Annotated in this window: 13 protein-coding genes; 6 read left to right on the plus strand and 7 right to left on the minus strand. The window is 70.5% G+C overall.

Going from position 1 to position 17,035, the window contains the following annotated elements; all coding sequences use genetic code 11:
* The first annotated feature begins 11 nt into the window (after nt 1-11).
* The 4 genes from L0984_RS23775 to L0984_RS23790 all read left to right on the plus strand — a co-directional run bounded on the left by L0984_RS23775 (nt 12) and on the right by L0984_RS23790 (nt 5,114).
* Nucleotides 12-1,904 carry an ABC transporter permease gene (locus L0984_RS23775; protein WP_234196819.1) on the plus strand — a complete coding sequence of 631 codons (1,893 nt, stop codon included), beginning with the start codon at nt 12-14 and terminating at the stop codon, nt 1,902-1,904.
* Nucleotides 1,905-1,907: 3 nt separating this feature from the next.
* Complete coding sequence (locus L0984_RS23780) at nt 1,908-2,204, plus strand: Dabb family protein (protein ID WP_234196820.1); 297 nt, start codon at nt 1,908-1,910, stop codon at nt 2,202-2,204.
* Between the two features lie 229 nt (nt 2,205-2,433).
* Nucleotides 2,434-2,949 carry a nickel-responsive transcriptional regulator NikR gene (gene nikR / locus L0984_RS23785; RefSeq protein WP_234196821.1) on the plus strand — a complete coding sequence of 172 codons (516 nt, stop codon included), beginning with the start codon at nt 2,434-2,436 and terminating at the stop codon, nt 2,947-2,949.
* An 86-nt stretch (nt 2,950-3,035) separates the two neighbouring features.
* On the plus strand, nt 3,036-5,114 hold the full coding sequence (locus tag L0984_RS23790) for a TonB-dependent receptor (protein ID WP_370646176.1): 2,079 nt from the start codon (nt 3,036-3,038) through the stop codon (nt 5,112-5,114).
* Between the two features lie 118 nt (nt 5,115-5,232).
* Here L0984_RS23790 and L0984_RS23795 read toward each other — a convergent pair whose 3' ends face one another.
* The 6 genes from L0984_RS23795 to L0984_RS23820 form a co-directional block, all read right to left on the minus strand.
* Nucleotides 5,233-6,819 (minus strand): PepSY domain-containing protein, encoded by a 1,587-nt coding sequence (locus L0984_RS23795; protein WP_234196823.1) that lies wholly within the window; start codon nt 6,817-6,819, stop codon nt 5,233-5,235.
* A 13-nt stretch (nt 6,820-6,832) separates the two neighbouring features.
* A complete protein-coding gene (locus tag L0984_RS23800) occupies nt 6,833-9,016 on the minus strand; it encodes a TonB-dependent receptor (RefSeq protein WP_234196824.1) in 2,184 nt (727 codons plus the stop codon).
* Nucleotides 9,017-9,122: 106 nt separating this feature from the next.
* Nucleotides 9,123-9,584, minus strand: a complete 462-nt coding sequence (locus L0984_RS23805; RefSeq protein WP_234196825.1) for a hypothetical protein — start codon at nt 9,582-9,584, stop codon at nt 9,123-9,125.
* A gap of 48 nt (nt 9,585-9,632) precedes the next feature.
* Nucleotides 9,633-10,106, minus strand: a complete 474-nt coding sequence (locus L0984_RS23810; RefSeq protein WP_234196826.1) for a copper chaperone PCu(A)C — start codon at nt 10,104-10,106, stop codon at nt 9,633-9,635.
* Nucleotides 10,107-10,169: 63 nt separating this feature from the next.
* Nucleotides 10,170-10,865: an SCO family protein gene (locus L0984_RS23815; protein ID WP_234196827.1), complete on the minus strand. Its 696-nt coding sequence runs from the start codon at nt 10,863-10,865 to the stop codon at nt 10,170-10,172.
* Nucleotides 10,866-11,025: 160 nt separating this feature from the next.
* Entirely contained in the window at nt 11,026-11,397 is a 372-nt protein-coding gene (locus L0984_RS23820; protein ID WP_234196943.1) for a DUF2946 family protein, read from the minus strand.
* 104 nt (nt 11,398-11,501) lie between these two features.
* Between L0984_RS23820 and L0984_RS23825 the strand changes: the two genes are divergently transcribed.
* The gene (locus L0984_RS23825) at nt 11,502-12,524 is read left to right on the plus strand and encodes a formylglycine-generating enzyme family protein (RefSeq protein ID WP_370646164.1); all 1,023 of its coding nucleotides are present in this window, start codon (nt 11,502-11,504) and stop codon (nt 12,522-12,524) included.
* Nucleotides 12,525-12,575: 51 nt separating this feature from the next.
* Here L0984_RS23825 and L0984_RS23830 read toward each other — a convergent pair whose 3' ends face one another.
* A complete protein-coding gene (locus L0984_RS23830) occupies nt 12,576-13,070 on the minus strand; it encodes an Lrp/AsnC ligand binding domain-containing protein (RefSeq protein ID WP_234196828.1) in 495 nt (164 codons plus the stop codon).
* An 86-nt stretch (nt 13,071-13,156) separates the two neighbouring features.
* Here L0984_RS23830 and putA point away from each other — a divergent pair, with 86 nt between their 5' ends.
* Entirely contained in the window at nt 13,157-17,035 is a 3,879-nt protein-coding gene (putA, locus tag L0984_RS23835; protein WP_234196829.1) for a trifunctional transcriptional regulator/proline dehydrogenase/L-glutamate gamma-semialdehyde dehydrogenase, read from the plus strand.

Below are 17,035 nucleotides of genomic sequence, written 5' to 3' on the forward strand. Positions count from 1 at the left end.
GAAACCACACCATGTTCGACATCTTCGGGATCCCGTCTTCCGCGCTGCTGAGCCAGCTGCTGCTGGGGCTGATCAACGGCGCCTTCTATGCCACGCTGTCCATCGGCCTGGCCGTCATCTTCGGGTTGCTCAACATCATCAACTTCGCGCACGGCGCGCAGTACACGGCCGGCGCCTTCGTCGCCTGGATGCTGCTGAACTACCTGGGCATCGGCTACTGGGGCGCGCTGGTGCTGGCGCCGCTCATCATGGCCGTGCTCGCCGTGGTGCTGGAGAAGACCATCATCGCGCGCACCTACAAGATGGACCACCTCTACGGCCTGCTGCTGACCTTCGGGCTGGCGCTGTGCATCGAGGGCGCGTTCCGGCAGGCCTATGGCGTCTCGGGCCTGCCCTATGCCATCCCGGAGCAGCTGCTGGGCGGCATCGACCTCGGCTTCATGTTCCTGCCGCTGTACCGCACCTGGGCCATCGTCGTCTCGCTGGTGGTGTGCGTGGGCGTCTGGCTGCTGATGGAGCGCACGCGGCTGGGCGCGGTACTGCGCGCCGCCACCGAGAACCCCGCGACGGTCAAGTCCTTCGGCATCAACGTGCCGCGCTACATCACGCTGACCTATGCCCTGGGCGTCGCGCTGGCGGCCATCGCCGGCGTGGTGGCCGCGCCCATCTACCAGGTCAGCCCGCTCATGGGCTCCAACCTGGTGGTCGTGGTGTTCGCGGTGGTGGTCATCGGTGGCATGGGCTCGATCGGCGGCGCCATCGTGAGCGGCCTTGGCCTGGGCGTGATCGAGGGGCTCACCAAGGTCGTCTATCCCGAGGCGTCGAACTTCGTGATCTTCGTGATCATGGCCATCGTGCTGCTGGTCAAGCCTTCGGGCCTGTTCGGCCGGCCATTGCAGGTGCAGAACACCGTGGCGGCCGAGGCCACCCGCGTCACCTTGCGACTGGCGCGCAGGTACCAGGTGCTGGGCTGGTGGCTGCTGCTGGCCCTGGCGCTGGTGGCGCCGCTGGTGCTCTACCCCACCTTCCTGATGAAGGTGCTGTGCTTCGCGCTGTTCGCGGCGGCCTTCAACCTGCTGCTGGGCTACGTCGGCCTGCTGTCCTTCGGTCACGCGGCCTTCTTCGGCGCCGCGGCCTATTCGACCGGCATGGCCATGAAGGTCTGGGCGCTCACACCCGAACTGGGCCTGCTGGCCGGCACGGCCACGGGCGTGCTGCTGGGGCTGGTGTTCGGCGCGCTGGCCATCCGCCGGCAGGGCATCTACTTCTCCATGATCACGCTGGCGCTGTCGCAGGTGGTGTACTTCGTGGCCGTGCAGGCGGGCTTCACCGGGGGCGAGGATGGCCTGCAGAACGTGCCGCGCGGCCGGCTCTTCGGCCTGTTCGACCTGGGCAACTCGATGGTCATGTACTACGTGGTGCTGGCCGTCTTCCTGGCGGCCTACCTGTTCGTGGTGCGCATCCTCCAGTCGCCCTTCGGCGAGGTGATCCGCGCGGTGCGCGACAACGAACAGCGCGCCCGCTCGCTGGGCTACGGCACCTCGCGCTACAAGCTCCAGGCCTTCGCGCTGTCTGCCGGGCTGGCGGGCCTGGCCGGCTCGATGAAGGTGCTGGTGTTCGGCGTGGCCTCGCTCACCGACGTGCACTGGCATGCGTCCGGCGAAGTGGTGCTGATGAGCCTGCTGGGCGGCATCGGCACCCTGCTGGGGCCCATCGTCGGCGCGCTGACCTTCGTCACCCTGCAGAACTACCTGGCGCCGCTCGGCTCGTGGGTGCTGATCGTGCAGGGCGTCATCTTCATCGCCTGCGTGCTGCTCTTCCGCGAAGGGCTGGTGGGCCTGGCGGTGCAGGGCTGGAACCGCCTGGGCGGGCGCAATCCGGCCGAAGCGGGCAAGAGGGGCTGAGCCATGTTCATCCATGCCGTCCTGATGGCCTTCAAGCCGGGCACCGATGACGCCTTCCACCAGCGCGTGCAGGACTACGCGGCGCAGATCCGCGCGGGCTCACCCGGCCTGGTGAGCTACCTCTACGCGCCCAACGAGGCCAGCCGCGCGCAAGGCTTCAGCCATGCGGTGATTGCCTGCTTCGACGACGAGGCGGCCCACGAGCGCTACCAGGTCAGCGCCGTGCACCAGGAGATGAAGGCCTTCATGGCCGGTCGGACGGAGCGACTGGTGGTCTTCGACTCCGGCCACTGGCGCTGACCGAGCGGTAGTCCGCAGCTGTCAGTCCGGACGGCACAACGCCCGGCGACCTGATGATCGCGCGCGCCGCGACGGAAAGCGGTCACGGCCGGCTCCTCGGCGCTCTGCCCGCCGCGCATGGCGCGCGAGTGCCGGATCCCCTCGAACCTTCAATGCGCACAGGGCAGGCCAAGCACTGGGCGCACGGGCTCACCGGCTCGCATCGACCCGCGCAAGGGGCGATCGGCGAATGCCCAACACTATGATGCGCTGGCTCAACACCCGCGCCTCCATGGAACGCTTCACGATCTCTCTCGACGATGAACTCGCCCAGCAATTCGATGCATTCATCGCGGCGAAGGGCTACGGCAACCGGTCGGAGGCCTTCCGCGATCTGATCCGCTTTCGCCTCGGCAGCGCGACGCTCGCGCAGCCTGCGCCCAGCGGGCGACCCTCGTGGTGCGTGGCGAACGTCAGCTACGTCTACGACCACCACGAGCACACCGTCACGGCTCGCGTGATGGATCTGCAGCATGACCATCACGACCTGGTCATCACCAGCCTGCATACCCACCTGGATCACGACCACTGCCTCGAAACGGTCGTGCTGCGCGGCCCCACGGCCACCGTGCAGGCCTGTGCCGAGCAGCTGATCGCGCTGCGGGGCGTGCGTCACGGCAATGTGCACCTGGTGCCGCTCGACGCGGGCGACCAGCACAGCCACGGCGCCAGCAAGCCGCACCGGCACTTCAAGCCCGTGAACTGAGCGGCTGCGCCATTTGGCGTATGGGGTCGGGCTCACATGGTATGAATAATTGGAAATTGTTCATACGACAAGGAAACGCCGTGCGCATCGCCAATCGCCGATCCCCCGGCCTGCTCGCTGCAGCCCTCATCACCAGCGTACCGGCCTGGAGCCAGGACGGCCACCTGCCGGAGGTGTCGGTGCGCGGCCCGCGCGACGCCACGATCGGTACGGCCGACTCCGCCAGCGAAGGTGCGGCCGAGAAGGCGTCGTTCCAGGCCCGTCCCAAGCTTCGGCCGGGCGACATCGTGGAAGCCGTGCCCGGGGTGGTCGCCACCCAGCACTCCGGCGACGGCAAGGCCAACCAGTATTTCCTGCGCGGCTTCAACCTCGACCACGGTACGGATTTCGCAGTGACGGTCGATGGCATGCCCGTCAACATGCCCACGCATGGCCACGGCCAGGGCTTTGCGGACCTCAACTTCCTGATTCCCGATCTCGTGTCCGGCGTGCGGTACCGCAAGGGACCCTACTTCGCGGACAGCGGCGACTTCTCGCTGGCCGGCAGCGCTTCCCTGGACTACGTCGGCGCGCTCGATGCGCCGTTCGCCGAACTCACGCTCGGCAAGAACAACTTTCGACGGTTGCTGGCCGCAGGCTCGCGCACCGTTGGGGACCAGACCTGGCTCGGCGCCGTGGAACTGGAGGGCAACGACGGCCCCTGGGACACGCCCGAGCGGCTGCGCAAGGCCAACGCCGTGGTCCGCTACTCGCAGGGCTCGCCGTCCCGCGGCTTCAGCCTCACCGGCATGGCCTACCAGAGCCGCTGGAACTCGACAGACCAGATCCCACAGCGGCTGGTGGACAACGGCGAGCTGTCGCGCTTCGGCTCGCTCAACACCACGGATGGCGGCAAGACCCGCCGCCTCAGCCTGTCGGGCAAGTGGTTCGACAACGGCCCGCAGGGCAATACGCAGATCAGCGCCTATGCCATCGACTACCGCTTCGACCTGTTTTCCGACTTCACCTACTTCCTGGACAGGCCCGACACGGGCGACCAGTTCGAGCAGACCGATCGGCGGCACATCTTCGGTGCGCAGGCCTCGCACAGCATGCCCAACCGCCTGGGCGGGCTCGACGGCATCCTGAGCTTCGGCGCGCAATGGCGCGGCGACCGCATCGGAGAAGTCGGCCTGTACGACACCGTCGCGCGGCAACGAACGTCGACCGTGCGCAACGACAAGGTGTCGCAGGACCTGGTGTCCGTCTACGGGCAGCAACTGGTGAACGTCACCGAGCGGCTGCGGGGCTACGTCGGCCTGCGCGGCGACCTGCTGCGCTACACGGTCGATGGCCGCGAGCCTGTCTACGGCCCGGTGAACAGTGGCCGCGGCCACGACTCGCTCGCAAGTCCGAAGGCCGGGCTGGCCTTCACCGTCACGCCCGCGCACGAGCTGTACCTCAATGCCGGCGTCGGCTTCCATAGCAATGACGTGCGCGGCGCCACCATCCAGCTCGATCCGCAAAGCGGCCTGCCCGCGGACCGCGTGCCGGCGCTGGTCAAGGGCCGTGGCGCCGAGGTCGGCTGGCGCTTCCAGCCCGATGAGGACTTCACGGCCACGGTCGCGCTCTGGCAACTGCGGCTGGACTCCGAGCTGGTCTATGTCGGCGATGCCGGCAGTACCGAGCCCGGGCGCGCCAGCAGCCGGCGAGGCATCGAGGCCACGCTGCGCTGGAAGCTCGACCGGCGCTGGCGGCTGGAGGCCGACGCCGCGCTCTCGCGTGCCCGCTTCCGTGGCGCGGCGCCGGAGGGTGAAGGCAATTACATCGACAACGCCGTGGAGCGGGTTCTGGCTGCCGGCGTGACCTACACCGATGGCCCGCTCACCGCATCCCTGCGCCTGCGCTACCTGGGCCCGCGCGCGCTGGACACGCTGGACAACGTCCGATCCAGGTCGACGACACTGGTGAACCTTGGGACGCGTTACGCGGTGAACCGCCACCTGACGCTGGGCCTCGACGTGTTCAACATCGCCGGGCGCAAGGGCAACGACATCGAATACCTCTATGCCTCGTGCACCGCGGGCGAGGTCGCCCAGGGCGTCTGCGGAAGTGGCATCGAAGGCCGGCACATCCATCCGATGGAGCCGCGCAGCGCGCGCGTCAGCGCCCGCTGGACGTTCTGACGGACCTTCCCAGGTCTTGCCTCCGGCCGCCCATGCTGTTGCTATTGGCTCGGCGTCGGCCGGGTGCGCACTGAATCCTTGTGTTCCGACGCCAGGGCTTTGTCCCGAACCCTGCCCATCACCTCACCATGAAGTCCGAAGGGCTGTCCCTGCGGCTCGCCCGAGCAGCGCGGACCTTGGTCCCGAGCCGTCGCCAGCCGATCACCACGCCCGTCACGCTCACCAGGGCGCCACCCAGGCTCAGCGCCACCAGCAGCACGTCCCACAGCGGCCGGCGGTCCAGCAGGGGCAGCCAGTCCCAGCTGTGCAGCAGCGCGAACAGCCAGCGGCTGGCGCGTCGGCCGCTGTCGCTGCGGCCGAGCACGGCACCGGTGGCCGGGTCGATGTGCACCCAGCTGTGCTGCGCATCGCCGAACACGGCGCGCAGCACGGGCAGCGGGCGCTCGGCGCCGCCGGTCATCGTGTGGGCCGCGCGGTCGTAGTAGTGGAAGTCGTAGGCCTGCAGGCGCTCGACACGAAACAGGGGCGCCGGCAGCAGGCCGGCGATGGCGGCATGCAGCCGAACTTCGTCGACGACATGGGAAGACGCATCGACCGCCTTCAGCAGCCTCGGCGCACCCAACGCCCCGTGGGCCTGGACGACGGGCGTGCCCAGCACCGGCGTCCAGCGCAGCTCCCGCGTCCCGGCACCGGCGGCCGCGAGCAGCGCAGCCGGGGCGGCCTCGCCCGGTGCCGGCTGCAGCCCGATGCCCTGCAGTGCCTGCACCCGCAGGGGTGCGGCACCGGTGTCGAAGAGCCGCCAGGGGTTCATCGACATCAGCCCGCTGAAGATCCAGGTGAGCGTCACGGCGCCGAACAGCAGTCCGCCGATGTGATGCCAGCGCATGGCCCGCCCGCCGTAGGGCGAGCGCGAGCCGCTCTTGTAGGGCCGGCCGAAGCGCCAGCGCAACAGGCCCACCCCCATGCCGGCCAACACGAGCCCGATGCCCGCGATGGACAGCCAGTTCACGATGTCGGCCCACCACGCATCGAGCACCCCGCCGCGGAAGGGGTAGAGCCAGTGGATCCAGGCACCGGCGTAGTTCCACAGACGCTCGGTACGCGTCGCATCGCGCACCACCTCGCCGGTCAGGCTCGAGACGTACAGCCGCGTGTCATCGACATCGCCCAGTTGCACCTGGTGCAGCGGCCGGTGTGCATCGAGCGCGCGGGAATGCGTGAAGGCGTCTTCCTGCACCAGGCCGATGTGCCGGGGCAGGGGTGCGTCCGCGCCGGCCGGCGCGCCGAAGGCGGTGGCGCTGGCCAGGGCCGCGGCCACGTCGGCCGCGGGCAGCCGCTGACCGCTGCGCGCATCGATCACCACGGTGCCGGCCCCGGGCGCCGCACGTCGCCGACCCTCAGCCGCCGTGGCCGTGGTCTGCGGCACCGCCAGGTACACCGGCCGACCTGCGCGGCCGGCGGCCAGCCGCAGTTCGCGCAGGGGGCCGGCGACGCCCGCCCTGTCCAGCGCCTCGCGCGGGCCCAGCAGTCCGGCCCCGTCGCCCAGAGGCGGCAGGTGCGCCAGACGTTCGGCGGACGTGAGCTTGGGATAGCCCACGTACATCATCACCACGCCCGAGACGAACCACATCGCGAAGAAGGCGCACAGCCCCACGCCCATCCAGCGGTGGACGAGAAAGAGCCAGCGCTTGAAGCGCACTCGCATGGCGGGCCCCCGCTCAGAAGCCGACGCGCAGCGTCAGGTCGGCAGTGCGCGGCTCGCCCAGGTAGGCCATGGTGCCGGTCAGGTTGGCGGCATAGACCCGGTCGGTGGCATTGCGCAGGCGCAGCGTCAGCTCGGCGTTGCGGTGCACCTGGTAGCTCAGGCCCAGGTCCAGCAGCGTGTAGGCCGGCCAGCGCAGGGTGTTGGCCGCGTCGCCATACACGGCACCGACCCGACGGATGCCGATGCTCGCCTGCCACTGGGGCGCAAAGGCACAGGACGTCCAGAGGTTGGCCACCGTGCGCGGGGTGTTGGTGGGCGTCTTGCCCGCATAGTCCACGCCGCCCTGCCTGTACGCGTCGTATCGCGCGCGGGAGTAGCTCCAGTTGGCCTGCACCGACCAGTCCCGCGTGGGCTGCAGGCCCACGGCGATCTCGCCGCCGCGGGACGACTGCTGGCCCACGAGCACGGTCAGGCTGCTGTTGGCCGGATCCTGCGTCGCGATGTTCTTGCGCACGATGTCATAGACCGCCAGCGTCGCCGTGCCCTTGCCCTGCCAGAAGTCCAGCTTGCTGCCCAGCTCGACCTGGCGGCCCGTCGTGAGCTCGCTGTTGTCGCGCACATTGGCGAAGCTGGCGGTACTCAGCACGCCAGCCGGCGGGTCCGCCGCCGTCGCGTACTGCGCATACAGGTTGGCGCCTGGCGCCACGTCCCACACCAGGCCGGCGCGGCCGGTGGTGGGGTTGTAGCCACGCGAGTAGGTGGCCGGACTGGCCGCGGTCACCTCACGGCGATTGATCAGGTCCAGGTCGATGCGCTCGTGGCGCAAGGCCGTCACCAGGCTGAGCGAAGGCGTGAGGAAGGTGCGGTTCTCGGCAAAGGCTGCCACCGTGCGCACCTTGTTCTCCCGGTCGGGCCGGAAGCCCGGCGTCATGCCGCGGATGGTGAAGAAGGGCTCGGTGGTGAAGACGTACGGGTTGACCGTGCTGACCGTGGCCGACAGGCTGTTGGGGAAGCGCGTCTGGCGGTTCAGGCTCACGTCCAGCCCGAAGGACCAGTCGCTGCGCAGCCCGGCCAGCCGGCCCTGGTAGCTGCCGTCGATGCGGTTGCCCACCATCCGCTGGTCGTGCCGCTGCAGCAGCGTGGCCGAGCGCGTGACCGCCGTGTTGCTCCGGTTGAAGGTGTAGCTCTCGACGTTGCGGTAGTCGCGCAACGCGTCGTAGACGTAGAAGGTGTTGCGCAGTTGCAGCGCATCGCTCACGCGCCAGTCGGTGAGCGAGCGCAGCCACTGCACGCGCTGGGCGTAGATGCCGTCGGCGCTGTTGTAGTTCTTGGTCCGCGTGCCAGGGTCGATGCGCGCGGTGCCTGCCAGCGGCTGCATCAGCGGCGTTCCCCAGTAGGGCCGGTCCACGTATTCCTTCTGGTATTCGTAGGCCAGCGTGTGGCTCAGGCCACCGCCGAAGTCCGAGAGCAGCGAGGCCGCCAACTGGGTCGCGTCCTTGCGCGTGCCATCGGTCCAGCCATCGCCGTGGCGGCGGTTGAGGTCGATGCGCAGGTAATGGTCGCCGCTGCCCAGGCCATCGCCTGCGATGCGGCGATTGAGGCCGACCGACGCTTCCTTCAGACGGTCGCTGCCGAGGCGCAGCTGTGCCTCGGAGATGTCGTGCCGGGTCGCAAGCTTGGTGATGTAGTTTATGGTGCCGCCCACACCGCCTGCGCCATAGAGGAAGCTGGACGCACCGCCGATGGCCTCGACCCGGTCGTAGATCCAGCTGTCCACCGGCCGCGCGGCGATCGTGTACTGCACGTTGATGCCATTGAAGAGCTGGGTGAGCGAGGCACCGCTGAAGCCGCGGTACTGCACGCCGATGTTGCCGGGCGCGTCGTGCGCGGTGACTCCCGGGATCGCGCGCAACGCCTCCTGCGTGTTGGTGACACCGCGGGCATCGAGGGTGGCACGATCCACCACGGTGACCGTGGCAGGCGTCTCGCGCGGCGTGAGGCCCAGTTGGCTGCCGGTGGTCGCCGGCACGTCCAGGGCAAGGCGGCCGTTGGGCTGGGCGGGCGCGTCGCGCACCTGCACGGGAGGAAGGCTGCCGGTCGTCTCGCTCTGTGCAAGGGCAGGAGCGGCATGGGACAGGGCGATGAGGCTCGCCCACGCGAGCGGCGCGGGCGCAAAGGGAAGGCGTAATGAGGACATGGTTCTCGTCGAAGGACACGGGGATCCGCGGCGGCGCATCGGTGCACCGCCCACGCAGGCGCCAGCCCGCAGGCCAGGGCGGCCGCGGGACGTCAATGGCGCAGGGTCATCCGGCGAGAGCCGGTGGCGCGCGGGCCTGCAGCGGACGCCAGGGCGCGTCGGCAACGAGAAGAACGCAGAGGGGTGGGACGGGCTGCGGCAGGGGCAGCGCCCGCCAGGCCAGACCGGGCGCCCAGACCGGCAGGGGCATCAGGACGCGCGCATGGCAGAGCGCGCAGCCATAGGACGCGGAGGCGGCATCGGGCGCGTCGCCCGTCGCGGCGGCATCCTCCTGCGCATCGAGCGTGCGGGGCTCGCCCGAGACGCCCGGTACGGCGCGGACCGCCTGCATGCCCTGAGCCGTGCAGACCATGAAGGCATCGGGCGGCAGGGGCGCACCCTGGGCCTGCGGACCGCCCAGGGCTGGCCACATCGGCAGCAGAAGCAGCAGCCAGTGCGCCAGCAGCAGCCAGCGCGCTGCCCTGCCCGGGAAGGGCATGCGAAGCGGAAGGCTGTTACGTGTGCGCATGGGTCAGGGTGGCGTGCGGCCCGTCGATCGGGCCGCGAGCTTCCTGGATCAGTGCTTGTGCTCGCCGTGCGTCATCGGCATCGCCTCGGTCTTCAGCGGGCGCACCGGTGCCTGCACCTGAACGGTCTGCCGCTTGCCGTCCTTGCCCTCGAAGACCAGGCTCAGCGGCACGGTCTCGCCCGCCTTCACCTGCTGCTTCAGGTCCATCAGCATCACGTGGTAGCCGCCGGGCTTCAGTTCCACCGGCTTGCCGGCAGGCAGATCGACAGCCTGGACCTGGCGCATCCTCATCACGTTGTCCTGCATGGCCATCTCGTGCACCTCGACGGTGGGCGTCAGGGGCGAGCTGGCCGAAATCAGGCGGGCGTCCTGCGGCGACTGCAGTTGCATGAAGGCGCCCGTGGCCTTCTGCTGCGGCACCGTCGCGCGGACCCAGGCGTCCCTGACGGTGACCTGGGCATGGGCGGTGGCGGCTGCGAGCAGGAAGGCGCCCAGGGCGAGCGGGCGGAAGAGGGAAGTCATGCGAAGGCTCCTTGATGGATGGATGAGTGGGTGGGTGGGAGGAAGAAGGAGATGGGGAGGCGCTCAGGCCGTCTTCGGCAACAGTTGCCGCACGTCCGCCGCGCACTGCTCGGCGCTCTGCTCGTGCCGCAGCAGGATGCGCACGCGGCCCTGCGGGTCGTACAGGTAGCTGAAGGCCGAATGGTCCAAGGTGTAGGACGCGCCGGTGGGCACCTTGCGGTAGTACACGCGGAAGTCCTTGGCGGTCCGGGCCGTGCCCTCGGCGTCGGTGTACAGACCAAGGAAGCTCGCATCGAAGGCGGCGGTATAGGCCTTGAGCACCTCGGGCGTGTCGCGCTCGGGGTCGAGGGTGACGAAGATCACCTGCAGTTGCGGGCCTTGCGGACCCAGCAGCTCCTTGATGCGTGCGGCGCGCGTGAGCGCCGTCGGACAGACATCCGGGCACTGCGTGAAGCCGAAGAACATCAGCACCGCCTGACCGCGGAAGTCGACGAGCGTTCGCTCCTGCCCATCGGGGTCGCGAAGATGGAAGTCACGCGCATAGGCTGCGCCGGTGATGTCGACACCGTTCACCGCGAGGGGAGACGGTCGGAAACCGTCGCAACCGGCCAGCGCCAGGCCGACGGGGGCCAGCAGGCCGGCCCGAAGAAAGCGTCGGCGGCCATGGCGCGAAGGGGCAGGGCCGGCCGCATCGGCCGAGGCGGGAGCAGGCGCAGTCGATGGCACACAGACCAAAGGCGCAGGAGGCGGAATGTCCATGGGAAGGGCAGTCGTTCGGTGGAGCCTGGCCGACGCCATAGGCCGCCGCGCGGCCCTCCGGGACCGCACGGCACGAGCCGCGTGCGCAGGCGTGAATGAGGCGAGCCGGCCCCTGAAGCCGCATGGCGTCGCCGCCCGATGGCGATGCGACGTGCGGCGATCAGGCCGTCGGCAGCAGGGTGGAGGGCGGCCCTCGGGGCGGCAACGGCGCCCCGACCAGCGCGGCGATGCGCGCGCGAACGATGGGGTGAAGCGCGTGCGCCAGCGGCTGGGGCTGGCGCAACGTCGGCAGGTCGGCCGAGGGAGGCAGGCCGCTCGCCAGGCACAGCGGGCAGTCCAGTCCGTGGTGGACCGCCGCCTGCGCCTTGCCGTCGTCGTCGACGACCACGAGCTTGACGGAGCCGCCCTGGGCACAGACCAGCTCCATGGCCTGCGGTGCCACCAAGGGCGATGCGAATGCCACGCCCAAGGTCAGCAGCAGCCACGCCAGGACGAGGCGGACTACCGTGGACGAACTGCGCAGGCCATGCATCGGGGCATTATGCATAGGGCTTGCTGCGAGCCGCGATGCAAGGCTGCGCGGCCCTGGCCGTTCGCCCAGTTGGCGCCAGCCCGGGCCCTGGCTAGCATGGGCCGATGGACTTCCGCCGCCGCCTCTGGATCGTGTCTGCCGCGCTGGCCATCGCCGGATGCGCGCTTCCCATTGCCACGCCACCGCCGTCGGCCGGTGCGCCCACTGTGCAGACGAACAGCCTGGGCATGCGCTTCGTGCGCATCCCTGCGGGCGAGTTCCTGATGGGCAGCGAGGAGCCGGCCGCCACCCTGGCCCGGGACTTTCCGCAGCTGCCGCCCGAGCGCTTTGCCCTGTTGGGCGACGAGGGCCCGGTGCACAAGGTGCGCATCACGCATGCCTTCTGGATGGGCCAGCACGAGGTCACGGTCGGCCAGTTCCGCCGCTTCCTCGAACGCTCGGGCTATGTGCCCGAATCCATCGCCGATGGCACCGGCGGCTATGGCTGGCGCGTCGACTACGACCCCGCCAAGACCGTGCGCGGCGATGCCTTCGAAGGCCGCGACCCGCGCTACGCCTGGAACAACCCCGGCTTTGCGCAGGGCGACGACCATCCGGTGGTCAACGTCACCTGGAACGACGCGCAGGCCCTGGCCGCGTGGCTGAGCCGCACCGAAGGCCATCGCTACCGCCTGCCGACCGAGGCCGAATGGGAATACGCCTGCCGGGCCGGCACCCGCACCCGCTACAACACGGGCGACGACCCGGCCTCGCTGCGCGGCAGTGCCAACGTCTTCGACCAGCGCACCGCGGCCTACTGGCCGCAGTGGAAGGCGATGGCCCTGCCGGCCGACGACGGATTCGCCTTCACCGCGCCGGTGGGCAGCGGCGCGCCCAATGCCTGGGACCTGTACGACATGCACGGCAACGCCTGGGAATGGGTGGCCGACTGGTACGGCGAGGACTACTACGCCCGCTCGCCCGTCGACGATCCGCAGGGCCCCGCCGACGGCGCGGTGCGGGTGCGGCGCGGCGGCTCGTGGCACACCTGGCCCTTCTATGCCCGCGCCAGCTACCGCAACTGGAATGCGCCAGACACGCGCTACACGTTGGTGGGCATCCGGCTGGTGCGCGAGGACGGGCCCTGAGCCTCGCGGATCGGCGCCAGATGCGTTCCGCAGCGCGCGGCCTCCGCGGGATCAGCTTCCCGGCAGATGCAGCCGGGCCGAGTCCTTGACCTCTTCCATCACCGCATAGGTGCGCGTCTCGCGCACGCCCGGCAACTGCCACAGCACCGCGCCCGCAAAGCGGCGGTAGTCGGCCATGTCGGCGCTGCGGGTCTTGAGCAGGTAGTCGAAGCCGCCGGCCACCATGTGGCACTCCATGATCTCCGGGTGCACCTGCACCGCGGCCTTGAAGGCGTCGAACACGTTGGGCGTGGTGCGGTCCAGCAGCACCTCCACGAAGACCAGCATGCCCGCGCCCAGCTTGAGCGGGTTCAGCCGCGCCTCGTAGCCCAGGATGTAGCCCTCGTCGGTGAGCCGCTGCACCCGCGCCAGCACCGCCGTGGGCGAGAGGCCGATGGTCTCGGCCAGCTTGACGTTGGTGATGCGGCCGTCGGCCTGCAGCGTGGCCAGGATGCGCAGGTCCAGGCGGTCCAGTTCCGGCGCGGCGTCCAGTGGTTTGTTCGGCATGAGTGAACAGATTCGAACGAATATTCGGCGATGACTGCGCAATTATTCAGGCATTCGCTACGCCAGCACTCATCTGCGGAACTGCCATGCCCGACCTTGTCACCCCTCGACCCACCGCCGCCGACCTTCCTGGCACCGACACCCGGATTGCCGACAAGGCCACCGGCACCGCGTCACCCCTTCGCCGTGCCATCGCTGCGTCCTGCCGGCAGGACGAGGCCACCGCCGTCCAGGCATTGATGGGCGAGGCCCGCCTGTCGCCCGACCAGGGCCGCGCCGTCCACGAGCTGGCCTGCCGCCTGGCCACCCACCTGCGCGAGCGCGGCACCGGCGCCGGCCGAAGCGGCCTGGTGCAGGGCCTGCTGCAGGAATACGCGCTGTCGTCGCAGGAGGGCGTGGCCCTGATGTGCCTGGCCGAGGCGCTGCTGCGCATTCCCGACGCGGGCACGCGCGACGCCCTCATCCGCGACAAGATCGCCCAGGGCGAATGGCAGGCGCACCTGGGCCGCAGCCCCTCGCTCTTCGTCAACGCGGCCACCTGGGGGCTGCTGCTCACCGGCCGGCTCGTCGCCACGCACAGCGAGACGCGCCTGTCGGCCCAGCTCGGCCGGCTGGTGGCCAAGGGCGGCGAGCCGCTGATCCGCAAGGGCGTGGACCTGGCCATGCGCATGATGGGCGAGCAGTTCGTCACCGGCCAGACCATTGCCGAAGCCTTGACCAAGGCGCGCCCGCTGGAGGCGCAGGGCTTTCGCCATTCCTACGACATGCTGGGCGAGGCCGCGATGACGGCCGAGGATGCCGCCCGCTACCGCCGCGCCTACGAAGAGGCCATCCATGCCATCGGCCGCGCCTCCGCCGGCCGCGGGCCCATCGACGGACCGGGCATCTCGATCAAGCTCTCGGCCCTGCATCCGCGCTACTGCCGCGCGCAGAAGGCGCGGGTGATGGACGAGCTGTACGCCGTGCTGCGCGACCTGGCCACCCTGGCCCGGCAGCACGACATCGGCCTCAACATCGATGCGGAAGAGGCCGACCGGCTGGAACTGTCGCTCGACCTGCTGGAGCGCCTGTGCTTCGAGCCCGCCCTGGCCGGCTGGAACGGCCTGGGCTTCGTGGTGCAGGCCTACCAGAAGCGCTGTCCCTTCGTCATCGACTTCCTCATCGACCTGGCTGCGCGCAGCAGCCGTCGGCTGATGGTGCGGCTGGTCAAGGGCGCCTACTGGGACAGCGAGATCAAGCGCGCCCAGGTCGACGGGCAGGACGGCTTTCCGGTCTACACCCGCAAGGTGCACACCGACGTGGCCTACCTGGCCTGCGCCCGCCGGCTGCTGGCCGCGCCGGCGCAGGTGTACCCGCAGTTCGCCACCCACAACGCCCACACGCTGGCGGCCATCCACACCCTGGCCGATCCGGCCCGCTGGCAGCCGGGGCAGTACGAGTTCCAGTGCCTGCACGGCATGGGCGAGCCGCTGTACGAGCAGGTGGTGGGCCGCGCCGAAGAGGGCCGCCTGGGCCGGCCCTGCCGCATCTACGCGCCCGTGGGCACGCACGAGACGCTGCTGGCCTATCTGGTGCGCCGCCTGCTGGAGAACGGTGCCAACACCTCCTTCGTGCATCGCATCGCCGATCGCCTACTCCCCATCGAGGAATTGGTGGAAGACCCCGTCGGCACGGTGGACCGGCAGGCGGCCGAGGAGGGCAGGGCAGGCGCCCCGCACCCGGCCATCGCGCATCCGCTGCGCCTGTACGGCGAGGCGCGCGCCAATTCGCGGGGCATGGACCTGGCGGACGATGCGCAGTTGGCCGTGCTGGAGGCCGCGGTGGCGGAGAGCCGGCACCTTCCATGGTCATCGGCGCCGGTGCTGGGGACAGCGCAGGATGGGGCCGGGGCTGGGGCCGCGCCTGCGGATACGACCGCCGCGCCCATGCTCGGCAGCGCCATCGCCGGCGCTATGGCCGCGGCCTCGCCCGGTGCGCTCACCGCGATGCCCGTGCGCAATCCCGCCTGCCACGCGGACGTCGTCGGCACCGTGCGCCCCGCGACTGCACATGACGTGGCGGCCGCGCTGGCCGCCGCGGACAGCTTCGCCAGCCCTTGGGCCGCCACACCCGCTGCCGAGCGCGCCACCGCGCTCGAACGCGCGGCCGACCGCATGCAGGCCCGCATGCCCCAGCTGGTCGCACTGCTCTCCCGCGAGGCCGGAAAGACCTTCGCCAACGGCATCGCCGAGGTGCGCGAGGCCATCGACTTCCTGCGCTTCTACGCCGGCCAGGCGCGCCGCGCGCTGCAGGGCGACGACCACGCGCCCCTCGGCCCCGTGGTGTGCATCAGCCCCTGGAACTTCCCGCTGGCCATCTTCACCGGCCAGATCGCCGCGGCACTCGCCGCCGGCAACCCGGTGCTCGCCAAGCCCGCCGAGCAGACACCGCTGATCGCGGCCGAGGCCGTGCGGCTGCTGCACGAAGGCGGCGTGCCGCCTGCGGCGCTGCAGCTGCTGCCCGGCGACGGCGAAACCGTCGGCGCCGCGCTGGTGGCCGACCCGCGCGTGCAGGGCGTGATGTTCACCGGCTCCACCGAGGTGGCGCGGCTGCTGCAGCGCAGCCTTGCGCAACGGCTCGGCGCCCACGGCGGCCCCGTGCCGCTCATCGCGGAGACGGGCGGACAGAACGCCATGATCGTGGACTCGTCCGCGCTCACCGAGCAGGTGGTGGCCGACGTGCTGGCCTCGGCCTTCGACAGCGCGGGCCAGCGCTGCTCGGCCCTGCGCGTGCTGTGCGTGCAGGAGGAGTCGGCCGACGCGCTGCTGCACATGCTGCGCGGCGCCATGGCCGAGCTGAACCTGGGCGACCCCGCGCTGCTGCACACCGATGTCGGCCCGGTCATCGACGCCGAAGCCCGGGCCGGCATCGAGGCCCATGTGCAGGCCATGCAGGCCCGCGGCCGCCGTGTGCACCGCGCAGGCCGCGCGCGCCCCGGCGCCACGGAAGGCGGCACCTTCGTGCCGCCCACGTTGATCGAGATCGACAGCCTGGCCGAGCTGCAGCGCGAGGTCTTCGGCCCGGTGCTGCATGTGCTGCGCTGGCGGCGCCCTGAACTCGACGCGCTCCTCGCACAGATCGCCGCGACGGGTTACGGCCTCACGCTGGGCCTGCACACCCGCATCGACGAGACCATCGAGCGCGTGGTGCAGTCTGCGCACGTGGGCAATGTCTATGTGAACCGCAACATGGTGGGCGCCGTGGTGGGCGTGCAGCCCTTCGGCGGCGAAGGCCTGTCGGGCACCGGGCCCAAGGCCGGCGGGCCGCTGTACCTGTACCGGCTGCTGGCGCGGCGACCGCGGGGCTTCCTGGCCCACGCCGTGGCGTGCGCACTGCCGATGGCCGAGGCCGACCACGTGGACACCGCCGACCTACCCGCGCTACGCGTCTTGCAGGACTGGGTTCTCCGCAGCGGCGATGCGCCCTTGGCCGAGCACTGCGAGCAGTTGCACATGGCCATGCCGCGTCCCACCGCCTGGCTGCTCGCCGGCCCGACCGGCGAGCGCAACCGCTACGCCTTTCACCCTCGCCGCGCGGCCCTGTGCCTGGCCGACGAAGACCGCGCGCGACTTGCCCAGCTCGCCGCCGTGCTGGCCGCCGGAAGCCACGCAGTGTGGCCTACGGATGCTTCAACGACGTCACTGCATGCACGGCTGCCGCCGCCCGTTCGGGCGCACGTCAGCCTGGTCGACGATCCGCTGGGTACCGACGGGGCGTCCTTCGAACTGGTCCTGCACCACGGCGACGCGGCCCAGCGCCTGGCCGTCGCGCGCCAGTTGACCGAGCGGCCCGGGCCCCTCGTCGCCCTGCACGCCTGGCCGGCGGCAGAGCCTGCCGCGGCGCTCGCGGCACTGCTCGGCGAGCGCTCGCTGAGCGTCAACACCGCCGCCGCCGGCGGCAATGCCAGCCTGATGACGATGGGCTGA

It is taken from the genome of Pseudacidovorax sp. NFM-22 (assembly GCF_021401245.1).
Taxonomy (GTDB): domain Bacteria; phylum Pseudomonadota; class Gammaproteobacteria; order Burkholderiales; family Burkholderiaceae_C; genus Xenophilus.